Raw genomic sequence first — 15325 nt, 5'->3', positions numbered from 1 at the left:
GCATTTACGCGGGGCGGCTTCGCCATTATGCCCCACGTACCTGCGCCCCTTAGCTTAATGTTATGCATCTTTATAGGATTTAAAGGTATGTTTAGAGAGTTTAATTTGGAAGATTCATCAAATATAGTCGCATTGTTGAACGATGCTGATGTTTCAAAGTGGACCTCTCACATTCCTTTTCCATACACAGAAAACGACGCGATTTCTTGGCTAAAAAAACAAGAAAATTCTCTTCGAAAACCACTCGCCATAGAAATAGAAAACAAACTAGTTGGTTGCATTTCATATTGGCATTTAGATTCACTGACTACCGAAGTGGGCTATTGGATAGGCAAATCTTTTTGGGGTAAAGGAATCGCGACCACTGCAGTGTCTAGTTTACTAGACAGTACAATATTCCCAACCACTCCGAAAGTTGCTGCAAAAGTAGCAGCAGAAAACATTGGTTCACTGCGAGTTCTCGAAAAATGCGGATTTAAGGTTAACAAAAAATGTAGGGTAGAAAAGTCTGGCAAAATGATCGACGCTTTTTTTTTTACATTAAAACTAATGCATAACAACCCAATCAACACACTCACTGCGTTCGCTGGGACGCATACACGCGGGGCGGCTACGCCATTATGCCCCACATGTCTGCGCCCGTTATTGGAAAGTTATGCCCCATCGAGTTTAACAAGGAGAAAATAATGGAAGAATTAACAGTTACATGGACCAAAGCATTAAGGATATGGTGGAGTTGGTTTTGGCGCTCTATGGCGTATACATTGCCGGTTGCTTTCCTGTTTGGCTTCATAGTCGGTATTTCAGGTCAGGCGACAAATATAGATGCAACAACTATGGCCTTTATTACACAGTTGACAGGTGGGCTTATCGGTGTGTTTTTTGCAATCTTTGCACTAAAACGGGTCCTAGCGAAAAGCTTCAACGGTTATCGTATTGCACTAGTTAAAACAACTGACGTTTCTACTTCAACAGTTAAGGCATAACAAAAAAATTATGTCGCACGCAACTGCGCCGCTTAGCTTAATGTTATAAGCCTTACCAGAGCTGAGTTATGGAAATTGAAATCTTATCTGATAAAACGAAGCTCGATGTTGAGTTAATTCATCGTTTCTTGTCTCAAGAGTCGTATTGGGCGAAAGGCCGTTCCTTAGAAACAGTGGTTAACACTATCCAAAACTCGTTTTGTATTGCAGCCTATTCAAAGGGACGTCAGGTTGCATTTGCAAGGGTAGTAACAGACTATTGTACTCATGCATACATCATGGACTTCTTTACCTCAGATGGTCTGCGGAATACGGGAATTGGTAGTTCATTGTTAACGGCATTACTTGATGCGCCAGAGTTGTCTGCAGTAAACAAGTTCACTTTAAGTACAGACTCAGCTTCGCAGTTTTGTCGTCGGGCGGGTTTTAAACCAGTAGCGAAATCAATTTTAGCTTGGGAGCGGGGCGGCTTATAACAAACGCATTAAATCGCTCGCAAGCTCGCTAGGACGCTAACACATAGGCTGCGTCACTTCGTTTCTATTTTAGCCCATGTGTTACTGCCCCTTATGTGGAAGTTATGCGCCAAAGCGTACAGGATTTACATCCATACTTTTATGAAGGATTCTTATGATCAGAATTTCCTGACTGCCCGTTTGTTTGTAGAAAATCACATGGCTACCTTGAGGAAATTTTCTGTATCCATCTCTTATTTCGTCGCAGCTTTTACCAATGTCAGGATTTTCAGACAACATCCAAAATGAATCGTCGAATTGTTTAAGATATACATTACGCTGTTCTCGGCCCCATTTCCGTTGCGTAAACAATGCGATATCTTTTAGATCTGATTTTGCTAGTACGGTTAATTTAAACGGTTTCACTCTTTTAATTCACCGTCTAGTTCTGATATCAGATGCTCAAGGTCGTATTCAGCTTCACCGCTTTCTTCACCTGCTACAAGTAATTGACGCAGAGTGTTTAATTTGGTTTCCTGTGTTTCTAGTAAGCGAAGAGCTGAACGAATCACCTCACTTGCTGAACCATACCGACCAGTTTGAATTTGGCTAGCAATAAAGCCATCAAAATGGTCTCCAAGGGTAATGCTGGTGTTTTTAGCCATCTGATTTCTCCAAGTACCAATATATACCTAATTATGGTACTTGCGCGTTGTAAGTCAATAGCGCATAACAATCACATTAAGCCGCTCGCAGGCTCGCTGGGACAGTAACACATGGGCTCTGCCGCTTCGCTCGGATTTTAGCCCACGTGCTAGCGCCCCAAAGCTTAGCGTTATGCGTCAATTTGAGAATTTATGATTATTCGGAAAGGAAAACCTGGCGACGAGGAGATTATTCTTGCGCTAATACAACAGAAAGCTGAATTCGATAGAAGCATGAAAGGTTTTGATGGTGAAATTAGTACTGACGTTACAGCTATAAAAAACACTATCACTTCATCTACTCCATTTGCTGCTGTGTTGTTAGCAGAGAGCAATAATAGAGTAATTGGATTTGCTCTTTATCATTTCAGGTACTCGTCATTTAAAGGTCAGCCTTCTATCTGGCTTGACGACTTATTAGTTATTTCGTCCAATCGTTCAAAAGGCGTTGGACAAGAATTAATGAAAGCACTACAGCTAGAAGCAAACCTAATTAATGCGTCACATATTGCGTGGACAGCTAGCCCAAACAATAAGCGTGGAATAGACTTCTACATTCGCATTGGGGCAAATATTGATAGATACGAAGGTGAACGTCCCTTTTTTAGCTTGGAACTTAGCGCATAACAAACCAAGTAAGCGGGACACTAACACGTAGGCTTCCGTCACTTCGTTCCCTATTATAGCCTACGTGTTATTGCCCCTTCTTGGGGCATTATACACATCAAGGAAGTTAGTATGAATAAATTAGTGTCAGTGATTATGGCTTGTATGTTCACTGCAAATACTCTTGCTTCAGAAGTAATCAAGTTAGGGATTTCAACTTCATTAACATCGAATGTCATGGAAGAAGAAAGGCCTTATATGGTCTATCTCCCACCGTCTTACGACGCTGTTTCAGAAGTGTACCCGGTCATTTACCTATTAGACGGAGATGTGCATCGGTTTAAAGGTTTCGTGGGTGTATTGGAATCATTAAGCACTGACACTTTGGGAAATCAGGTACAAGAAGCGATTGTTATTGCGGTCCCAAATACAAATAGACCAAGAGATTTAACCCCATCAAAGCTAAAAGAATGGGTGTTCAAAGATCGTGTCTTGGATACATTTTCAGAGACGGGAAACGCTTCACAATTTCAAGAGTTTCTGGAAACAGAGCTAATCCCACAAATTGAGCAAATATATAGGACTTCTGGCAAGCGAGTGTTGGTAGGCGAATCTTTTGGCGGTTTGTTCGCCGCAAACACGCTTCTTAATTATTCCTCGTTGTTTACAGATTATCTAATCATAGACCCAACGGCGCTCTGGGATGATAATTATCTAAATCGCACATATAGTAATATGAACAAGCCTCAGGACTATGGTTTCAATGTGTATTTTGCCTTTGCGAATAATTCTCACATTGGAGAAATTGGACTCACAAACTATAAGTGAGGAACGTCCTTCGCGTCTTCTATCATCAAAGATGTTCAGAAAATAGGTAAGCAGCAATATTTCGAAAACGAAACTCATGGAACGGTTGCATTCTTGGCATGGTATGAAGGTTTAAAGGTTCTCTTACCAACCACCGAGAAGTGATGTGTATAACAAAGCGCTAAACTCGTTTACTCCGTTCACTGGGACAGTAACGCGGCGGCGCTTCGCGATTATGCCGCCACGTCACTGCCCGTTAGCTTAGCGTTATGTGAATCCAGTAAGTTCAGTGCAATTAATAAGAGAGTAATGATGGTAGATTTTACAGTTGGTAAGTGGATATTTGAGCCGAAAGTCAGTGAAGTGAGTGAAAAATCAGTCTCAATCACAACCGAGCCAAGTACTGATTTTTGGCAACGTTCATACTACGGTTTCCGTAATGATAATGCGCCAGCATTACAAATTGAATCTGGTGAAAATTTCACATTTACAACTAAAGTAAGCTTCGATTATCAAGCTCAATTTGATCAATGTGGATTAATTATCTACCTAGATAATGAAAACTGGTTTAAAGCTTCTATTGAGTACGAAAATAGTGAGTTTTCACGATTGGGTAGTGTTGTAACCAACCTAGGTTACTCAGATTGGGCAACTTCAGATATTCCGCTTCCAAATGAAATTTGGTATCGGTTAAGTCGAAGAGGGCCGGACTTCTTAATTGAATCATCCTTGGACGGTGTTACTTTTAAGCAAATGCGTATTTTCCATCTACATAAGCTTGGCGAAACAACGGCTGAAATGGGTAAATGCAACCCACCAATGCCAGCAAACTCGGTAGTAAATTTTGGTGTATATGCGTGCAGCCCATTAGATTCGTCGTTCACAGCTTTTTTTACCGATATGAGCTTAGAGCCTTGCACGTGGCTTGCTCATGCGGTCTAAATTAGCATAACAAAGCATTTAAGAGTGATGCTTGAAAATATCGAGCAACTCAGTACTAAAGAGAAAGCACTTGCTGCCCACTGTCTTTTAACGGCTATGGATACCAAGATTGATAGCGATGTGGAGTCCGAGTGGTTAAAACTTGCAGAATCTTGCAGCGCAGAGCTGGAGTCTGGTGCGGTAAAAAGCATTAATTGGGACGAGATAGAAAAGGATCTTAATTAAAAGATGCTGCCTGTTTCCTTTCACCCAGAGGTTAAAAGGGAAATAAAAGAGTCGTTTGATTGGTATCAAGAACAGTCATTGGGGTTGGGTCACGAATTTACTCAAGAACTCAAGGAAGCCATCGATTCAGTTAGCTCTTTGCCATCGGCATGGACACAAATGGGGCAAACTCATCGACGCTTTGTCTTAAGCAGGTTCCCATACTCTATTATTTATAAAATTATCGAAAACAGGGAAATTAGTGTGGTATACAGATTATGCATGCGAAAAAACTTCGCATGCAGTTAGCTGCTATCCATACCGCACAAGATATCGATGACATTAATTTGCCCGGATTTTCTCTTCACCAACTTAAAGGAGAAAGGTCAAATATTTGGTCGATATCAGTTAACGGTAATTGGAGAGTAACTTTCGAGTTCACGGATGGTAATGCTTACATCTTAAATTACGAGGATTATCACTAATGAATATGCATAACCCACCACATCCCGGTGAATTTATTGAGTCCATTTACATGGAGCCACACGGCATAAGTTGCCGGACACTTTCGACACATCTTGGTGTTGCCGCTTCTACACTCAATCGCGTCGTTAAGGGGAAAAGTGCAGTAACGCCAGAAATGGCATTAAGGCTATCAAAGGTATTAGGGCGCAGCCCTGAAAGTTGGCTTAGTATGCAAGACAACTATGAACTCTGGCAGGCAAAGCAAAACATCAACTTGGATAACGTACAGCCAATAGATCTGCATGCCGCCTAACAAAAAAATTAAGTCACTCGCTCCGCTCGCTGGGACACAAATATGGCGGCTGTGTCACTTCGTTCCTAATTTTAGCCCACGTATTACTGCCCCTTATGTGGGTGTTATACGCATCCGGTCAGAATAACTTTTTAACATCGCGGTAAAAGTTTTCATGAGAACCAAGAGCTATTAATTCAAGTATCATAGTGCCATCCTCGTAGCTGTAACCTAGTAAGGTTAACTGCTTAACCATCTTGAACTTGTACACGCGAAGAAAAGCTAGCTCGCCTTTTTTCTGTTCTCCTAAAAGAGGATCGTCCATCAGTTCCTTTACAGCTTTATCCAAGTCTTTTTTCTGATTCTTATGTAACTTCTTTACTGCTCTTTTAAAATTGGCTGTCTGTAAAACACTCGTAATCTTAGCCAAAATCGTAAGGCTCCAATTTTCCTGCCTCTTTTTCCGCTTTGGAAATAATTGCCTGTTTCACGAATTCGTATGGTAAATCAGGATTATCTTCCATCATTTCACCTATTTTTGCCCAATGCTCAATCTGTTTTGGCATAGTTCGATTTAGTGCTTTGCCCATAATGGTAGCTTTCTCAACTAGATCTTGGTCTAGTCTTACGCTCGCGGTTGCCATAATATATCTCCAGTCAGTTCATAAACAAATTGTAGCAATGCGCTACAATTGTGGCAAATTGCGCATAACAAGCGCATTAACACTCGCTGCGCTCGCTAGGGACAAAAACACGTAGGCTCCCTGCGCTTAGCTTGGTATTCTAGCCTACGTATTTTTGCCCGTTATGCGGGAGTTAGTTGCCTACAGGAAATTTTTGCTTCTGGTGTAAAACTCGAAGAATGTGAATAATGTCGTCTTTTATGAAATATGAAACGATCATTGAAACCTCTGGAGTTATTAACAGTCTTCCCGGTATACCCTCTCTCTCCACTCCCATAAGAGGTTGCTGGCTCAACTTTTCAACTTTCTTCTCAATTAATGCGTCAGTTTTTTCTGCTGCTAATGGGTTAAATTCGTATAAAAACTCGAAAATAGCCTCACGGTCGTCCAACGAACTTTTTTCCCATAAGATCATTTTTTGGCTTTATTCCTAATTTTCATTTTTCGAGCTTCCATGTCCAAGTTCGCTTCTTCATGACTGACAAACTTACTTTTCCCACTCTCTAATTTACTGAACGCAGCATTAACCTCTTCAGTAAGCCACCGATCATGAGTAATTATTTTTCGTTGCTGTTCAGCGAGTTCTTCCGTAAGCTCTCTACAAGCGTCACTTAGAGTGCGTCCTTGGCTTTCGGCCATTATCTGAGCTAGCCGTTTAGTTTCTTCATCTACTCTAAACTGAATACGGGTATCCATGGTAAACTCCTTATGAAATGTACACACAGATGTTAGCACGCCTATTGAATTTACGGCAACTAACAAACGCATTAACTCGGTCGCTGGCGCTTCTTGGGACAAAAACACGTAGGCTCCCTTCCCTTCGCTTGGTATTCTAGCCCGTTATGCGGGTGTTATGTGACAGATGGAAAATTAAACGTTTATGGCCTTAAGTGAATTCGAAATAAAGAAGATAGAAAAAGCTGCCAACGCGTTTTTAAATAAGCGTAGGCCACCAGTGCATATTAGAAATGAGTTAGATATTGGTTGGCGGCTGGAGAAACAATCAGTTTATATCTATGAAACACGTCCTATTTGGAACAGCCCAAATGAATATCATGACTTAGATATGGCCAAAGCAACTTTTATCCGTACTCAAGGTAAATGGAAAATTTTCTGGATGCGACAAGATCTAAAATGGCATGGCTATGAGCCGAATATGTATGTAAAAACTATTGAGCAAGTCTTTGCCATTATAGATCATGATGAATATGCTTGTTTTTTTGGGTAAGTAACATAACAAAAAATCAAGCTCGCCCGCTGCGCGGGCTGGGTCGCAAACATGCAGGACGGGTTCGCCATTAAGCCCCACATGCCTGCGCCCCTTATTTAAAAGTTAGCTGCTTGGCGTACTACTGACGTCGCACTGGCGTGTGTTTGTCGTAACAAAAATGAGGACTATTCCCTTACGATAGAGCTTTGTTAAACAAAGGAATAGTAATATGGAAATGAAAATAAACTCAAAATTAATCGTTAAACTCAGAAAAGAGAAAGGGTGGAGTCAGCAGCATCTTTCCCTTGTTTCAGGTGTAAGTCTACGCACTATTCAGAGGGTAGAGAACGAAGGAAACACATCTATAGAAACGCTGAAATCTCTAGCATCAGCTTTTGAAACTGACTTTAACAGTCTAATTCTCAGATCCCCACAACCAAACAAGGTGCTAAAGAAAACAATAACCTCTTTTGCTCTACTTTTTAGTTTAGCCACGAGTATTTTTCTTACATCAACAACCACTGCTTCACCAGGTATGGAAGTTCAAGCGGAAAAAATGATTGTCTCTCAGGATAAAAGAGATACCACGTTCTTGGGCAATGTAATTATGGTTATTCCCTCTACAGTTCCATTTGAGATTTCATCGATTGAAAATCACTCGAGCAAGGGCTATCAACTCAAAATCACTACGGGTGGATCATCATTTTTAGTTTCGGACGCTCGAATTACGAGAGTAGATAACGGATTAGAGGTTAGAGCAGCAGAAGTGCAAGCAAGCAACGCGACAGAATAGTGATTGCAGCTAACAACTCAATCAACATACTCACTACGTTCGCTGGGACGCATTTAAAAGTTAGGTACTCTTGAGCAAAAATTAGCCCCACTGACACTTTAACGCTATAATGTTTTAATGTTACTTAAATGGAGACTTATTCATGAGTACTTTATCAAAACGATCAACCGTTTACTTCGAACCAGCAATTCATAATGCTTTGAAACTGCGGGCAGCATCATCAGACACCTCAATATCAGAACTGATTGATGAAGCAGTAAAACTCCTTATGAAAGAGGATCAAGAAGATTTGGCTGCGGTAAGACAAAGGGCCGAAGAGCCCGAAATTTCCTATGAGGACTTGCTAAACAGTTTGGAAGCTGACGGAAAATTATAGCGTCACTTTCAAGAAATCAGTAGCCAAAGATTTTAGGGCAATTCCCAAGTCGGACGTTAAAAAGATCCTCGCCAAAATCGACTTATTGGCTGAAAACCCGCGAAGGGATAGGGCAACTAAGCTTAGTGAACTCGACTTGTATCGTATCCGGCAAGGTTTTTATAGAATTATTTATGAAATCCGAGAAACCGAGCTTGTAGTACAGGTGATAAAAATTGGGCATCGATCCGATGTTTATAAACGTACCTAACAACTCAATAAACTCAAAGGTAACAGAAATGATATTTGGTCTGTCAGAGTGAGTGGTAACTGGAAAGTTACATATCGCTTTGTCGGACGAGATGTCGAAATCGTTAACTACGAGAGTTATCACTAATGAATAAGCATAACCCAGCACATTCCGGTTAGATACTCAAAGAACTTGTTATTGAAGCTCTAGAACTCACTATCACTGACGTAGCTCAGCATTTAGATGTTAGCCGCAAAACACTGTCAAAAGTTCTTAATGGCAAAGGAGCTATCACCCCAGAGATGGCTCTTCGTTTGGAGCTGGCCTTTGGCTACGTTTGCAAAATGCTTTTGATTTATGGCAAACGCGGCAATATCAAAGTTCTTTACATGTCTACCCCCTATAATCTGGCGGCGGTATAAAGGCGCGTATAACAATCACATTAAGCCGCTCGCGGGCACGCTGCGACGCATACATGCGGGGCGGCTCCGCCAGAGGTTATTTTCATCCAAATGAATTATGTAAAACACCCCAGATATGGAAATAAGCCTATCCCATCAGGCGAAAACTACTCTGAAGAAGATATTTTATCTGCTCACTGGAGCTACTCATCGCTTAAGATCTTCAAAGAAACCGCTATAAAAGCTGATATATCAAAGCAAAATTACGGTTTGTACCCGCGTAAAATCTACGTAGATATTGAGGAAACATGCAACATTTGTAAAAGAGCGTTCATCTTTTTCGCCAAGGAGCAAATGTTTTGGTTTGAACAGTTGGGCTTTTATGTAGATGCGCATTGCAACCGATGCCCAGATTGCCGAAGGCACTCAAGAAATACCAAAAGCTTACAAAAACGCTATCAATTACTTGTAGAGACGGAAAACAGAACCACCAAGCAAAATAAACAGCTTAAACAAATTGCAATGGAACTATTCCAATTAGGGTACATAAAAGATGAAAAGCTGCTTCGAATTGACACGGGCAGTAAACAAGACGCTTAGCGTTATGTCTCAGAAAAATTTTGAAGGTCAGATTTCTTATTCTGTATGGCTGGTATCAGACAGCATTGAGGAAACAACCTCTATCTTTCCCCTAATTTTGTATGAGGAAAAAAACAGAACTATGACATAGTGTGAAATAGATGCGGGGCTTGCTATAAAGCACTTTGTAGTAGCCATCTTAAATGATTAGTGCGACTCTAAGTCTGTTCAAGGAAGTTTTTTGCTAGTGAGACATAATAAATCGTTATGCGTTAAGGAGACTAAATGCACCTCGCTCAACTTAATATTGCAAAAGTAAGATTTGATCTAGAGTCACCGGAAATGTCGGACTTTGTTAATAATTTAGAGCCTATTAATGCTATTGCAGAAAAGAGTCCGGGTTTTATTTGGCGCTTAAAAGATGAAACAGGCGATGCCACTAGTATAGAAGTAGAAAACAACCCAGATATCATCGTAAATATGTCGGTCTGGGAAAGCGTAGAGTCGCTTAAAAACTTCATGTTTAAAACGCATCACATCGATTTTCTTAAGCGCAAAAAAGAATGGTTTATTCCGCTTGGCGAAGCATCTTATGTGTTGTGGTGGATTCCAGAAGGCCATATACCAACCGTACAAGAAGCCATGGCCAAATTGGAGCACCTTAGGCAAAATGGAGAAACTCAGGAAGCATTTAGCTTTAAAGGTAACTATGCCAAGCTCGAATCGGCGCATACTTCAAACGCCTAACCCCCCAATCAACTCACTCACTGCGTTCGCTGAAACGCATACTCGCGGGGCTGCTTCGCCATTATGCCCCACGCGTCTGCGCCCCTTATTTAAAAGTTACATCTCAAGGAGGTACACCAGATGAGGGAGCTTTTAAAAAAATTGTTACGAGGCCCTAAATCGGATCAGCAGCCTTTAGTGGCTTTGTCGAAACTCGTTTCTCGGAACAACCCAGAGGTGATGAGAAAAGTTCGGCTTTTTGAGTCTTCGCCGAACAGATATTTTGAGGCACTTGATGAAGATTTAAAAGACGACTGTTTTATAGAATCGCCCACAGATATTTCAACCACCTTTGTTCTAGTCCGTGCTCTTTATGAGTCGAATCTGTTGGCAGTTGCCAATGGCCGTGAAGAACCGTTATCAGTCTTAGATAAATTGAATCTTCGATCCGAAGGCCTTCTAGAAAAAAGTACCCACTATGAGGACTTAAAAAACTTCTACGCACAAACTGAGTTTGGATTTGGCTCACTTGTAGGTGGTGCTGGTAGCGTAGAGCATAGCCCCGATATTTTTACTTGCGCTCGTGCCGCAAATTTGGCTATTTTAGCAATAGACGATAGTAGTGATGTTTTAGTGCTTTTCGTTTGCCCGCTGGATCAACGTAGTAATATTTCATTGTTGGCCAAGCAAGCAGACATAAGGTTATTTTTTGAAAACATGTAACAAAGCCAAGTAAAATCGTACTACGTGCTCGCCTTTGCGGGCGATGTTATGTGCCAAAAGGAATTTGAATGCACAAGAATAACCAACTATTAATCGCTGGTATTTTAAGCTTCTTAGCCGCACTACTTCATATCAGTTGTATTTTCGGTGGTCCTGATTGGTATCTCTTTTTTGGTGCTGGTCAACGCATGGCTCAACTCGCAGCTCAGGGCGACCCTTACCCCACAATTGCAACTTTGGTAATTGCTTCAATTCTTACTGGCTGGGGCTTATATGCATTTTCTGGTGCAGGTATCATCATCAAATTACCACTACTAAAAACCTGTTTAGCTTTAATTACTGCCATCTATTTGTTGCGTGGTATCGCAGGTTTAGTTGGTCCCTTTCTAACTTCAGACCCTGTGGTGCACCAAAATTCAATAACCTTTTGGTTAGTCAGCTCAACTATATGCTGTATTTATGGTACGTTTTATTTATTAGGCACAATAAAGTTATGGCGGCAGTAGAAAGTGTGCTGGCACCTAACAAAGAAAATTAAGTTACTCACTTCGTTCGCTGGGACGCTTACTCATGGGTTACTCATTTCGTTACCTATTTTAGCCCACATGCTATCACCCTTTAGTATGGTGCTATAAGGAAATAAATTATGAAAATTGTTGTTTTGACGTTTATCTTTTTACTCGCTGGTTGCACTTCCACAACTTTACACACTGAGTCTACATTCTCAGACACAATGGCAATAATAAAGGCTGCTGCAGATTCAGCGCCCAAAGGTGTTCCTGGGCAATACTCACTTCAAATAGTAGCCACTGGTAGCCAAGGGCAATATGTATATTTGAATACTGAAAAAGACTATCGTGATCAGAGAGCTATAACCGTCACTCTACATCCGAAAGTAATTGCACAGTTATCTGCTAGATATGGAATGCCACCACAGGAATACTTTATAAATAAAGCAATAGTAGTTAATGGTATTGCTCAGCGGGTTAAGATTGCATTGCTATCAGATGGTAAACCTACTGGTAAATACTATTACCAAACGCATGTGAGGGTAATGGACATATCGCAACTGAAAGTTATGGGTGAACATGCTTAAAGAGCTAATTAACACACTCGTTTCGCTAGAGGGGAAATATACTGGCGGGGCATAAGCTGTATATGGAAGATCCTATAATCTCAATTCATCGCACTATGTTAGATGGTTAATTGATCTTCAATCTATACATTACTGCCCCTTAGTGGATGTTATAAGTACTATTAGGATTTATTCGCAATGGAATACGAAGCAATTAAAGCCCAAAGGGCTGCAATTTTAATCAAAGTAGCTATGGCAGCCGTGATTCTTATAGAATCAGTCGCTTACCAAAACACTAAGACACTGAACTTCGGTTCTATCACCATGACATTGGGCGTCTTATGTTTATTAGGCGGATTGTTGTCATCGCCGTACATGTTAACCATGCCAGTGAAGGCTTGGTTCAAACAAAATGTAAGCGTCAACCCAGTTAGTAGTAAATATTTTCTTTGCGCTTTTATACTTTTATGTGTTGGCTCAATGATGCACGTATAACAAAAAACTTAGTTCGCCCTCTTTGTAGGCTAGGCGAAAATATGTGCTAATCTGTGTGACGAAAGATAAAAGGAATTATTTTATGAAATTAGTCCCGTTTTTAATTCTAAGTGTGTCTTTGCTAAGTGCTTGTGTAGTCGTTCCAGAAACCGATACGGCTAAAGTGAACAAGTGTGAGATATCATCGGATCGCAAAACCCTAAAAGTTATTAATGGATTTAAGGATACCAATACCTTTTATTCAATTAGTGGCCTTGTACTACTCCCCATATCAGGTGTTGTTTCCGGCACATACGTAGCTATTAATAATGTCTACCATCTGGGTCAAGAAACATTTGTCTGTGGGTCTGAAAATGCAAGCACCTAACAAAATAGTTTCTTCGTAAACTGACACGCTACATTAGACTTCGTCCCATCGCTCCGTCCATAGAAGCCGTATTTGAGCTTTTATGCTAATGTTTTTTGAACCCACTAAGGAAGGTTGTATGAACTATAAGAATTTACTCTTCGTCATCTATTTTTTATCTAATGGCACACTCGCAGCAGTTAATTATGCTTCTGTGGAGTTGACACATCTAAAGCCAACAATTGCTGAAACCACCTGGTTGAGAGAAAAACAATTTATGCCACGCTACCCCGTTGAATTAGCAAAAAAAGGCATTGTTGGCTGCGGAGTATTTAAAGTAATAGTGGACGAAAGTGGTTTGACCGAAAGCATTGAGCTTATAAGTTCAGTACCTAAAAAGGTTATTTCTAAGCCGGCAACCAAAGTTATTCAAGATTGGGAGTGGACATTGGTTAAGAGCAAAACCCCTAAACGCGAAGAAAAGCTATTGAGGTTAGATTTCTGCATGGGTGGTAATACAGAGGCAGAATCTATTTCAAAGTGTAAGCAACAAGCCGCAATGGCTTGCGAATAGCGGTTGGAGGATATACCGATGTTTATCGTCATGTTTGAGTTTGTCGTAAAAGAGGGATTTGAAGAGCAATTCCTAGCGTCATGGCCAAAGGCTACGCAAGGCATTTACCTATTCAAAGGAAGTCTTGGCTCCAGATTACACCGAGATAAAAGTGGAGCATACATAGCTTATGCTCAGTGGCCTAGCGAGGAAACTTACCGAAAGGCAGCTGATATTGAAATGAGCGCCGAGTACGAACTTCACCGTCAGAATATGCGTGACAGTCTCAATCTAAAGTCCACTCGTACGTTACATGAAATGGAAGTTGAAATTGACTACCTGCATCGTCGGGAATTTGAGGTGTAGTTATAACCATGGAGATTACTTTCTTTAAAACTACAAACCTTCAGCGAGCAGCCGAGTTTACCTTTGCGAACATGCAAGATTATTACGCTAAATTCGCTCCCGACTGGAACGCTGAAAAAGTGCTAGAGGTTACGGCTGAGCTAGTTAACTACGACATTCAATTAGACAACCAAACAGTGGGTGTTATGCGCCTACAGTTTGAAGATAACAACTGTGTTTTACGCGATCTTCAAGTTATACCAAGTGCGCAAAATAGGGGCATAGGTAGTGCAGCTATTAAAGAAGCAGAAAAGCTTGCTCTAGCGGCCAAGGTTAACTCGCTAACTTTGCGGGTTTTCAAAATTAGCCCAGCGATTTCGCTTTATAATAAAGTGGGCTTTGTTGTAAGTAGTGAAGACGATCGCTTTTATAACATGGTTAAACCTTTACACAATTAACCCACAGGCTTTTATGGTCGCCAATTCCCGATACATATAAAGGACAAAGTACATGAAGATTATAATTGATGATCTTACGGGAGGAGATGTACTAGCGCTTTTAGAAGAGCATTTGTCAGATATGTATGCAACGTCGCCGCCAGAGTGCGTGCACGCACTAGATGTTAATGCACTAAAAGCGCCTAACATTACTTTTTTTAGTGGTTGGAAGCAGCAACAGCTTGCGGGTTGTGTTGCTATTAAAGCTCTTGATGCGCAAAGCGCAGAGCTAAAATCTATGAGAACGGCAAAGCCCTATAGAGGGTGTGGCGTGGCTTCTCAGTTATTACTTTTTGCCTTAGAACATGCGAAAATGAAAGGGTTTAGTTCGGTAAGTTTAGAAACAGGAACGCAAGACTACTTTTTAGCTGCAAGAACGCTTTATAAAAAGTTCGGTTTTGTCGACTGCGGCCCTTTTGGTAGCTATTCACTAGACTCTAACAGTCACTTTATGACCCGAGCGCTTTAATTTAGTATTTTAAGAGAATTCCACATGTCACTACCCCCTTGCCCGCATTGCCAGTCTGAATATGTATATGAAGACCAGTCTTTACTTATTTGCCCCGAATGTGGTCATGAGTGGAACCCGAACGAGGTTGAAGAAGAAGTCTCTGCAAAAGATTATAACGGTACGCCGTTAGTTGCTGGTGACAAGATAACGCTGGCAAAAGATTTGAAAGTAAAAGGCAGCTCGCTTGTACTTAAAATTGGTACCAAAGCGGTTATCCGTCATGTGAAAGATGCCAAAGACCACCAGCTAGACTGTAAAGTAGATGGTGCCGGTGAAATGATGCTTACCGCGCAGTTTGTTAAAAAAGCATAGACAAACAATA

32 protein-coding genes and 2 pseudogenes are annotated in these 15325 nt (G+C 41.0%); 28 read left to right on the top strand and 6 right to left on the bottom strand.

Features of this window, described 5'->3' with window-relative positions; genetic code table 11:
• From PCAR9_RS02520 to PCAR9_RS02510, 3 genes are all read left to right on the top strand, one after another.
• A partial coding sequence (locus PCAR9_RS02520; protein ID WP_232091096.1) for a GNAT family N-acetyltransferase occupies nucleotides 1–687 on the top strand: 687 nt, incomplete at its 5' end.
• A complete protein-coding gene (locus PCAR9_RS02515; protein ID WP_179982263.1) occupies nucleotides 687–986 on the top strand; it encodes a hypothetical protein in 300 nt (99 codons plus the stop codon). The genes PCAR9_RS02520 and PCAR9_RS02515, both read left to right, overlap by 1 nt.
• Before the next feature lie 68 nt (nucleotides 987–1054).
• Nucleotides 1055–1462: a GNAT family N-acetyltransferase gene (locus tag PCAR9_RS02510; protein ID WP_179982262.1), complete on the top strand. Its 408-nt coding sequence runs from the start codon at nucleotides 1055–1057 to the stop codon at nucleotides 1460–1462.
• Between the two features lie 102 nt (nucleotides 1463–1564).
• On the opposite strand, the gene PCAR9_RS02505 is transcribed toward PCAR9_RS02510, so the two are convergent.
• Nucleotides 1565–1867: a type II toxin-antitoxin system RelE/ParE family toxin gene (locus PCAR9_RS02505; protein WP_069943669.1), complete on the bottom strand. Its 303-nt coding sequence runs from the start codon at nucleotides 1865–1867 to the stop codon at nucleotides 1565–1567.
• Nucleotides 1864–2106 carry a type II toxin-antitoxin system ParD family antitoxin gene (locus PCAR9_RS02500; RefSeq protein WP_014978218.1) on the bottom strand — a complete coding sequence of 81 codons (243 nt, stop codon included), beginning with the start codon at nucleotides 2104–2106 and terminating at the stop codon, nucleotides 1864–1866. The genes PCAR9_RS02505 and PCAR9_RS02500 overlap by 4 nt, the downstream gene beginning before the upstream one ends.
• A 192-nt stretch (nucleotides 2107–2298) precedes the next feature.
• Between PCAR9_RS02500 and PCAR9_RS02495 the strand changes: the two genes are divergently transcribed.
• From PCAR9_RS02495 to PCAR9_RS02465, 7 genes and pseudogenes are all read left to right on the top strand, one after another.
• Complete coding sequence (locus PCAR9_RS02495; protein WP_179982261.1) at nucleotides 2299–2772, top strand: GNAT family N-acetyltransferase; 474 nt, start codon at nucleotides 2299–2301, stop codon at nucleotides 2770–2772.
• 111 nt (nucleotides 2773–2883) lie between these two features.
• Entirely contained in the window at nucleotides 2884–3579 is a 696-nt protein-coding gene (locus tag PCAR9_RS02490; protein ID WP_232091095.1) for an alpha/beta hydrolase, read from the top strand.
• Nucleotides 3580–3867: 288 nt separating this feature from the next.
• Nucleotides 3868–4500, top strand: a complete 633-nt coding sequence (locus tag PCAR9_RS02485) for a DUF1349 domain-containing protein (protein WP_232091094.1) — start codon at nucleotides 3868–3870, stop codon at nucleotides 4498–4500.
• 27 nt (nucleotides 4501–4527) lie between these two features.
• Nucleotides 4528–4725 carry an addiction module protein gene (locus PCAR9_RS02480; RefSeq protein WP_232091273.1) on the top strand — a complete coding sequence of 66 codons (198 nt, stop codon included), beginning with the start codon at nucleotides 4528–4530 and terminating at the stop codon, nucleotides 4723–4725.
• Nucleotides 4726–4728: 3 nt separating this feature from the next.
• Nucleotides 4729–5013 carry a type II toxin-antitoxin system RelE/ParE family toxin gene (locus PCAR9_RS02475; protein WP_179982260.1) on the top strand — a complete coding sequence of 95 codons (285 nt, stop codon included), beginning with the start codon at nucleotides 4729–4731 and terminating at the stop codon, nucleotides 5011–5013.
• A pseudogene (locus tag PCAR9_RS02470) lies at nucleotides 4971–5189 on the top strand (type II toxin-antitoxin system RelE/ParE family toxin); the annotation flags it as partial. The gene PCAR9_RS02475 and the pseudogene PCAR9_RS02470, both read left to right, overlap by 43 nt.
• Nucleotides 5189–5482, top strand: a complete 294-nt coding sequence (locus tag PCAR9_RS02465) for a HigA family addiction module antitoxin (RefSeq protein WP_179982259.1) — start codon at nucleotides 5189–5191, stop codon at nucleotides 5480–5482. The pseudogene PCAR9_RS02470 and the gene PCAR9_RS02465, both read left to right, overlap by 1 nt.
• Nucleotides 5483–5600: 118 nt before the next feature.
• Here PCAR9_RS02465 and PCAR9_RS02460 read toward each other — a convergent pair whose 3' ends face one another.
• The 4 genes from PCAR9_RS02460 to PCAR9_RS02445 form a co-directional block, all read right to left on the bottom strand.
• Nucleotides 5601–5891 carry a type II toxin-antitoxin system RelE/ParE family toxin gene (locus PCAR9_RS02460; RefSeq protein ID WP_179982258.1) on the bottom strand — a complete coding sequence of 97 codons (291 nt, stop codon included), beginning with the start codon at nucleotides 5889–5891 and terminating at the stop codon, nucleotides 5601–5603.
• The gene (locus PCAR9_RS02455; protein WP_012518669.1) at nucleotides 5884–6105 is read right to left on the bottom strand and encodes a TA system antitoxin ParD family protein; all 222 of its coding nucleotides are present in this window, start codon (nucleotides 6103–6105) and stop codon (nucleotides 5884–5886) included. Before PCAR9_RS02455 ends, PCAR9_RS02460 begins: the two co-directional genes overlap by 8 nt.
• A 172-nt stretch (nucleotides 6106–6277) precedes the next feature.
• Nucleotides 6278–6559, bottom strand: a complete 282-nt coding sequence (locus PCAR9_RS02450; protein ID WP_179982257.1) for a type II toxin-antitoxin system RelE/ParE family toxin — start codon at nucleotides 6557–6559, stop codon at nucleotides 6278–6280.
• A complete protein-coding gene (locus tag PCAR9_RS02445) occupies nucleotides 6556–6948 on the bottom strand; it encodes a type II toxin-antitoxin system TacA family antitoxin (protein ID WP_420000779.1) in 393 nt (130 codons plus the stop codon). Before PCAR9_RS02445 ends, PCAR9_RS02450 begins: the two co-directional genes overlap by 4 nt.
• Nucleotides 6949–7024: 76 nt before the next feature.
• Here PCAR9_RS02445 and PCAR9_RS02440 point away from each other — a divergent pair, with 76 nt between their 5' ends.
• The 18 genes and pseudogenes from PCAR9_RS02440 to PCAR9_RS02355 all read left to right on the top strand — a co-directional run bounded on the left by PCAR9_RS02440 (nucleotide 7025) and on the right by PCAR9_RS02355 (nucleotide 15315).
• On the top strand, nucleotides 7025–7372 hold the full coding sequence (locus PCAR9_RS02440; RefSeq protein WP_179982256.1) for a DUF3024 domain-containing protein: 348 nt from the start codon (nucleotides 7025–7027) through the stop codon (nucleotides 7370–7372).
• A 211-nt stretch (nucleotides 7373–7583) separates the two neighbouring features.
• Nucleotides 7584–8147 (top strand): helix-turn-helix transcriptional regulator, encoded by a 564-nt coding sequence (locus tag PCAR9_RS02435; protein WP_179982255.1) that lies wholly within the window; start codon nucleotides 7584–7586, stop codon nucleotides 8145–8147.
• Between the two features lie 142 nt (nucleotides 8148–8289).
• Complete coding sequence (locus tag PCAR9_RS02430) at nucleotides 8290–8523, top strand: RH3 domain-containing protein (RefSeq protein ID WP_179982254.1); 234 nt, start codon at nucleotides 8290–8292, stop codon at nucleotides 8521–8523.
• Entirely contained in the window at nucleotides 8507–8773 is a 267-nt protein-coding gene (locus PCAR9_RS02425; protein ID WP_179985126.1) for a type II toxin-antitoxin system RelE family toxin, read from the top strand. Before PCAR9_RS02430 ends, PCAR9_RS02425 begins: the two co-directional genes overlap by 17 nt.
• A gap of 12 nt (nucleotides 8774–8785) precedes the next feature.
• Nucleotides 8786–8899, top strand: a pseudogene (locus tag PCAR9_RS02420) (peptidase); the annotation flags it as partial.
• A gap of 32 nt (nucleotides 8900–8931) precedes the next feature.
• Nucleotides 8932–9174 carry a HigA family addiction module antitoxin gene (locus PCAR9_RS02415; protein WP_332066659.1) on the top strand — a complete coding sequence of 81 codons (243 nt, stop codon included), beginning with the start codon at nucleotides 8932–8934 and terminating at the stop codon, nucleotides 9172–9174.
• A gap of 90 nt (nucleotides 9175–9264) precedes the next feature.
• A complete protein-coding gene (locus PCAR9_RS02410) occupies nucleotides 9265–9753 on the top strand; it encodes a zinc-ribbon domain containing protein (protein WP_179982253.1) in 489 nt (162 codons plus the stop codon).
• A gap of 264 nt (nucleotides 9754–10017) precedes the next feature.
• Entirely contained in the window at nucleotides 10018–10479 is a 462-nt protein-coding gene (locus PCAR9_RS02405) for a DUF3291 domain-containing protein (RefSeq protein WP_179982252.1), read from the top strand.
• Nucleotides 10480–10599: 120 nt separating this feature from the next.
• Nucleotides 10600–11181 carry a DUF6630 family protein gene (locus PCAR9_RS02400; protein WP_179982251.1) on the top strand — a complete coding sequence of 194 codons (582 nt, stop codon included), beginning with the start codon at nucleotides 10600–10602 and terminating at the stop codon, nucleotides 11179–11181.
• A 68-nt stretch (nucleotides 11182–11249) separates the two neighbouring features.
• Entirely contained in the window at nucleotides 11250–11687 is a 438-nt protein-coding gene (locus PCAR9_RS02395; protein ID WP_179982250.1) for a hypothetical protein, read from the top strand.
• A gap of 140 nt (nucleotides 11688–11827) precedes the next feature.
• A complete protein-coding gene (locus PCAR9_RS02390) occupies nucleotides 11828–12277 on the top strand; it encodes a hypothetical protein (RefSeq protein WP_179982249.1) in 450 nt (149 codons plus the stop codon).
• A gap of 177 nt (nucleotides 12278–12454) precedes the next feature.
• On the top strand, nucleotides 12455–12751 hold the full coding sequence (locus PCAR9_RS02385) for a hypothetical protein (RefSeq protein ID WP_179982248.1): 297 nt from the start codon (nucleotides 12455–12457) through the stop codon (nucleotides 12749–12751).
• A gap of 82 nt (nucleotides 12752–12833) precedes the next feature.
• On the top strand, nucleotides 12834–13118 hold the full coding sequence (locus tag PCAR9_RS02380; protein WP_179982247.1) for a hypothetical protein: 285 nt from the start codon (nucleotides 12834–12836) through the stop codon (nucleotides 13116–13118).
• A gap of 118 nt (nucleotides 13119–13236) precedes the next feature.
• Nucleotides 13237–13671, top strand: a complete 435-nt coding sequence (locus PCAR9_RS02375; RefSeq protein WP_179982246.1) for an energy transducer TonB — start codon at nucleotides 13237–13239, stop codon at nucleotides 13669–13671.
• Between the two features lie 18 nt (nucleotides 13672–13689).
• The gene (locus tag PCAR9_RS02370) at nucleotides 13690–14016 is read left to right on the top strand and encodes an antibiotic biosynthesis monooxygenase family protein (RefSeq protein WP_179982245.1); all 327 of its coding nucleotides are present in this window, start codon (nucleotides 13690–13692) and stop codon (nucleotides 14014–14016) included.
• A gap of 8 nt (nucleotides 14017–14024) precedes the next feature.
• A complete protein-coding gene (locus PCAR9_RS02365; RefSeq protein WP_179982244.1) occupies nucleotides 14025–14453 on the top strand; it encodes a GNAT family N-acetyltransferase in 429 nt (142 codons plus the stop codon).
• 52 nt (nucleotides 14454–14505) lie between these two features.
• Nucleotides 14506–14961, top strand: coding sequence for a GNAT family N-acetyltransferase (locus PCAR9_RS02360; RefSeq protein ID WP_179982243.1), 456 nt, complete (start codon nucleotides 14506–14508; stop codon nucleotides 14959–14961).
• 24 nt (nucleotides 14962–14985) lie between these two features.
• Nucleotides 14986–15315: a zinc ribbon domain-containing protein YjdM gene (locus PCAR9_RS02355; RefSeq protein WP_118490383.1), complete on the top strand. Its 330-nt coding sequence runs from the start codon at nucleotides 14986–14988 to the stop codon at nucleotides 15313–15315.
• The last annotated feature ends 10 nt before the right edge of the window (nucleotides 15316–15325 follow it).

Origin of the sequence: Alteromonas macleodii (assembly GCF_903772925.1) — a bacterium.
Taxonomy (GTDB): Bacteria; Pseudomonadota; Gammaproteobacteria; order Enterobacterales; family Alteromonadaceae; genus Alteromonas; species Alteromonas macleodii_A.
This window is presented reverse-complemented; position numbering and strand designations above follow the sequence as displayed.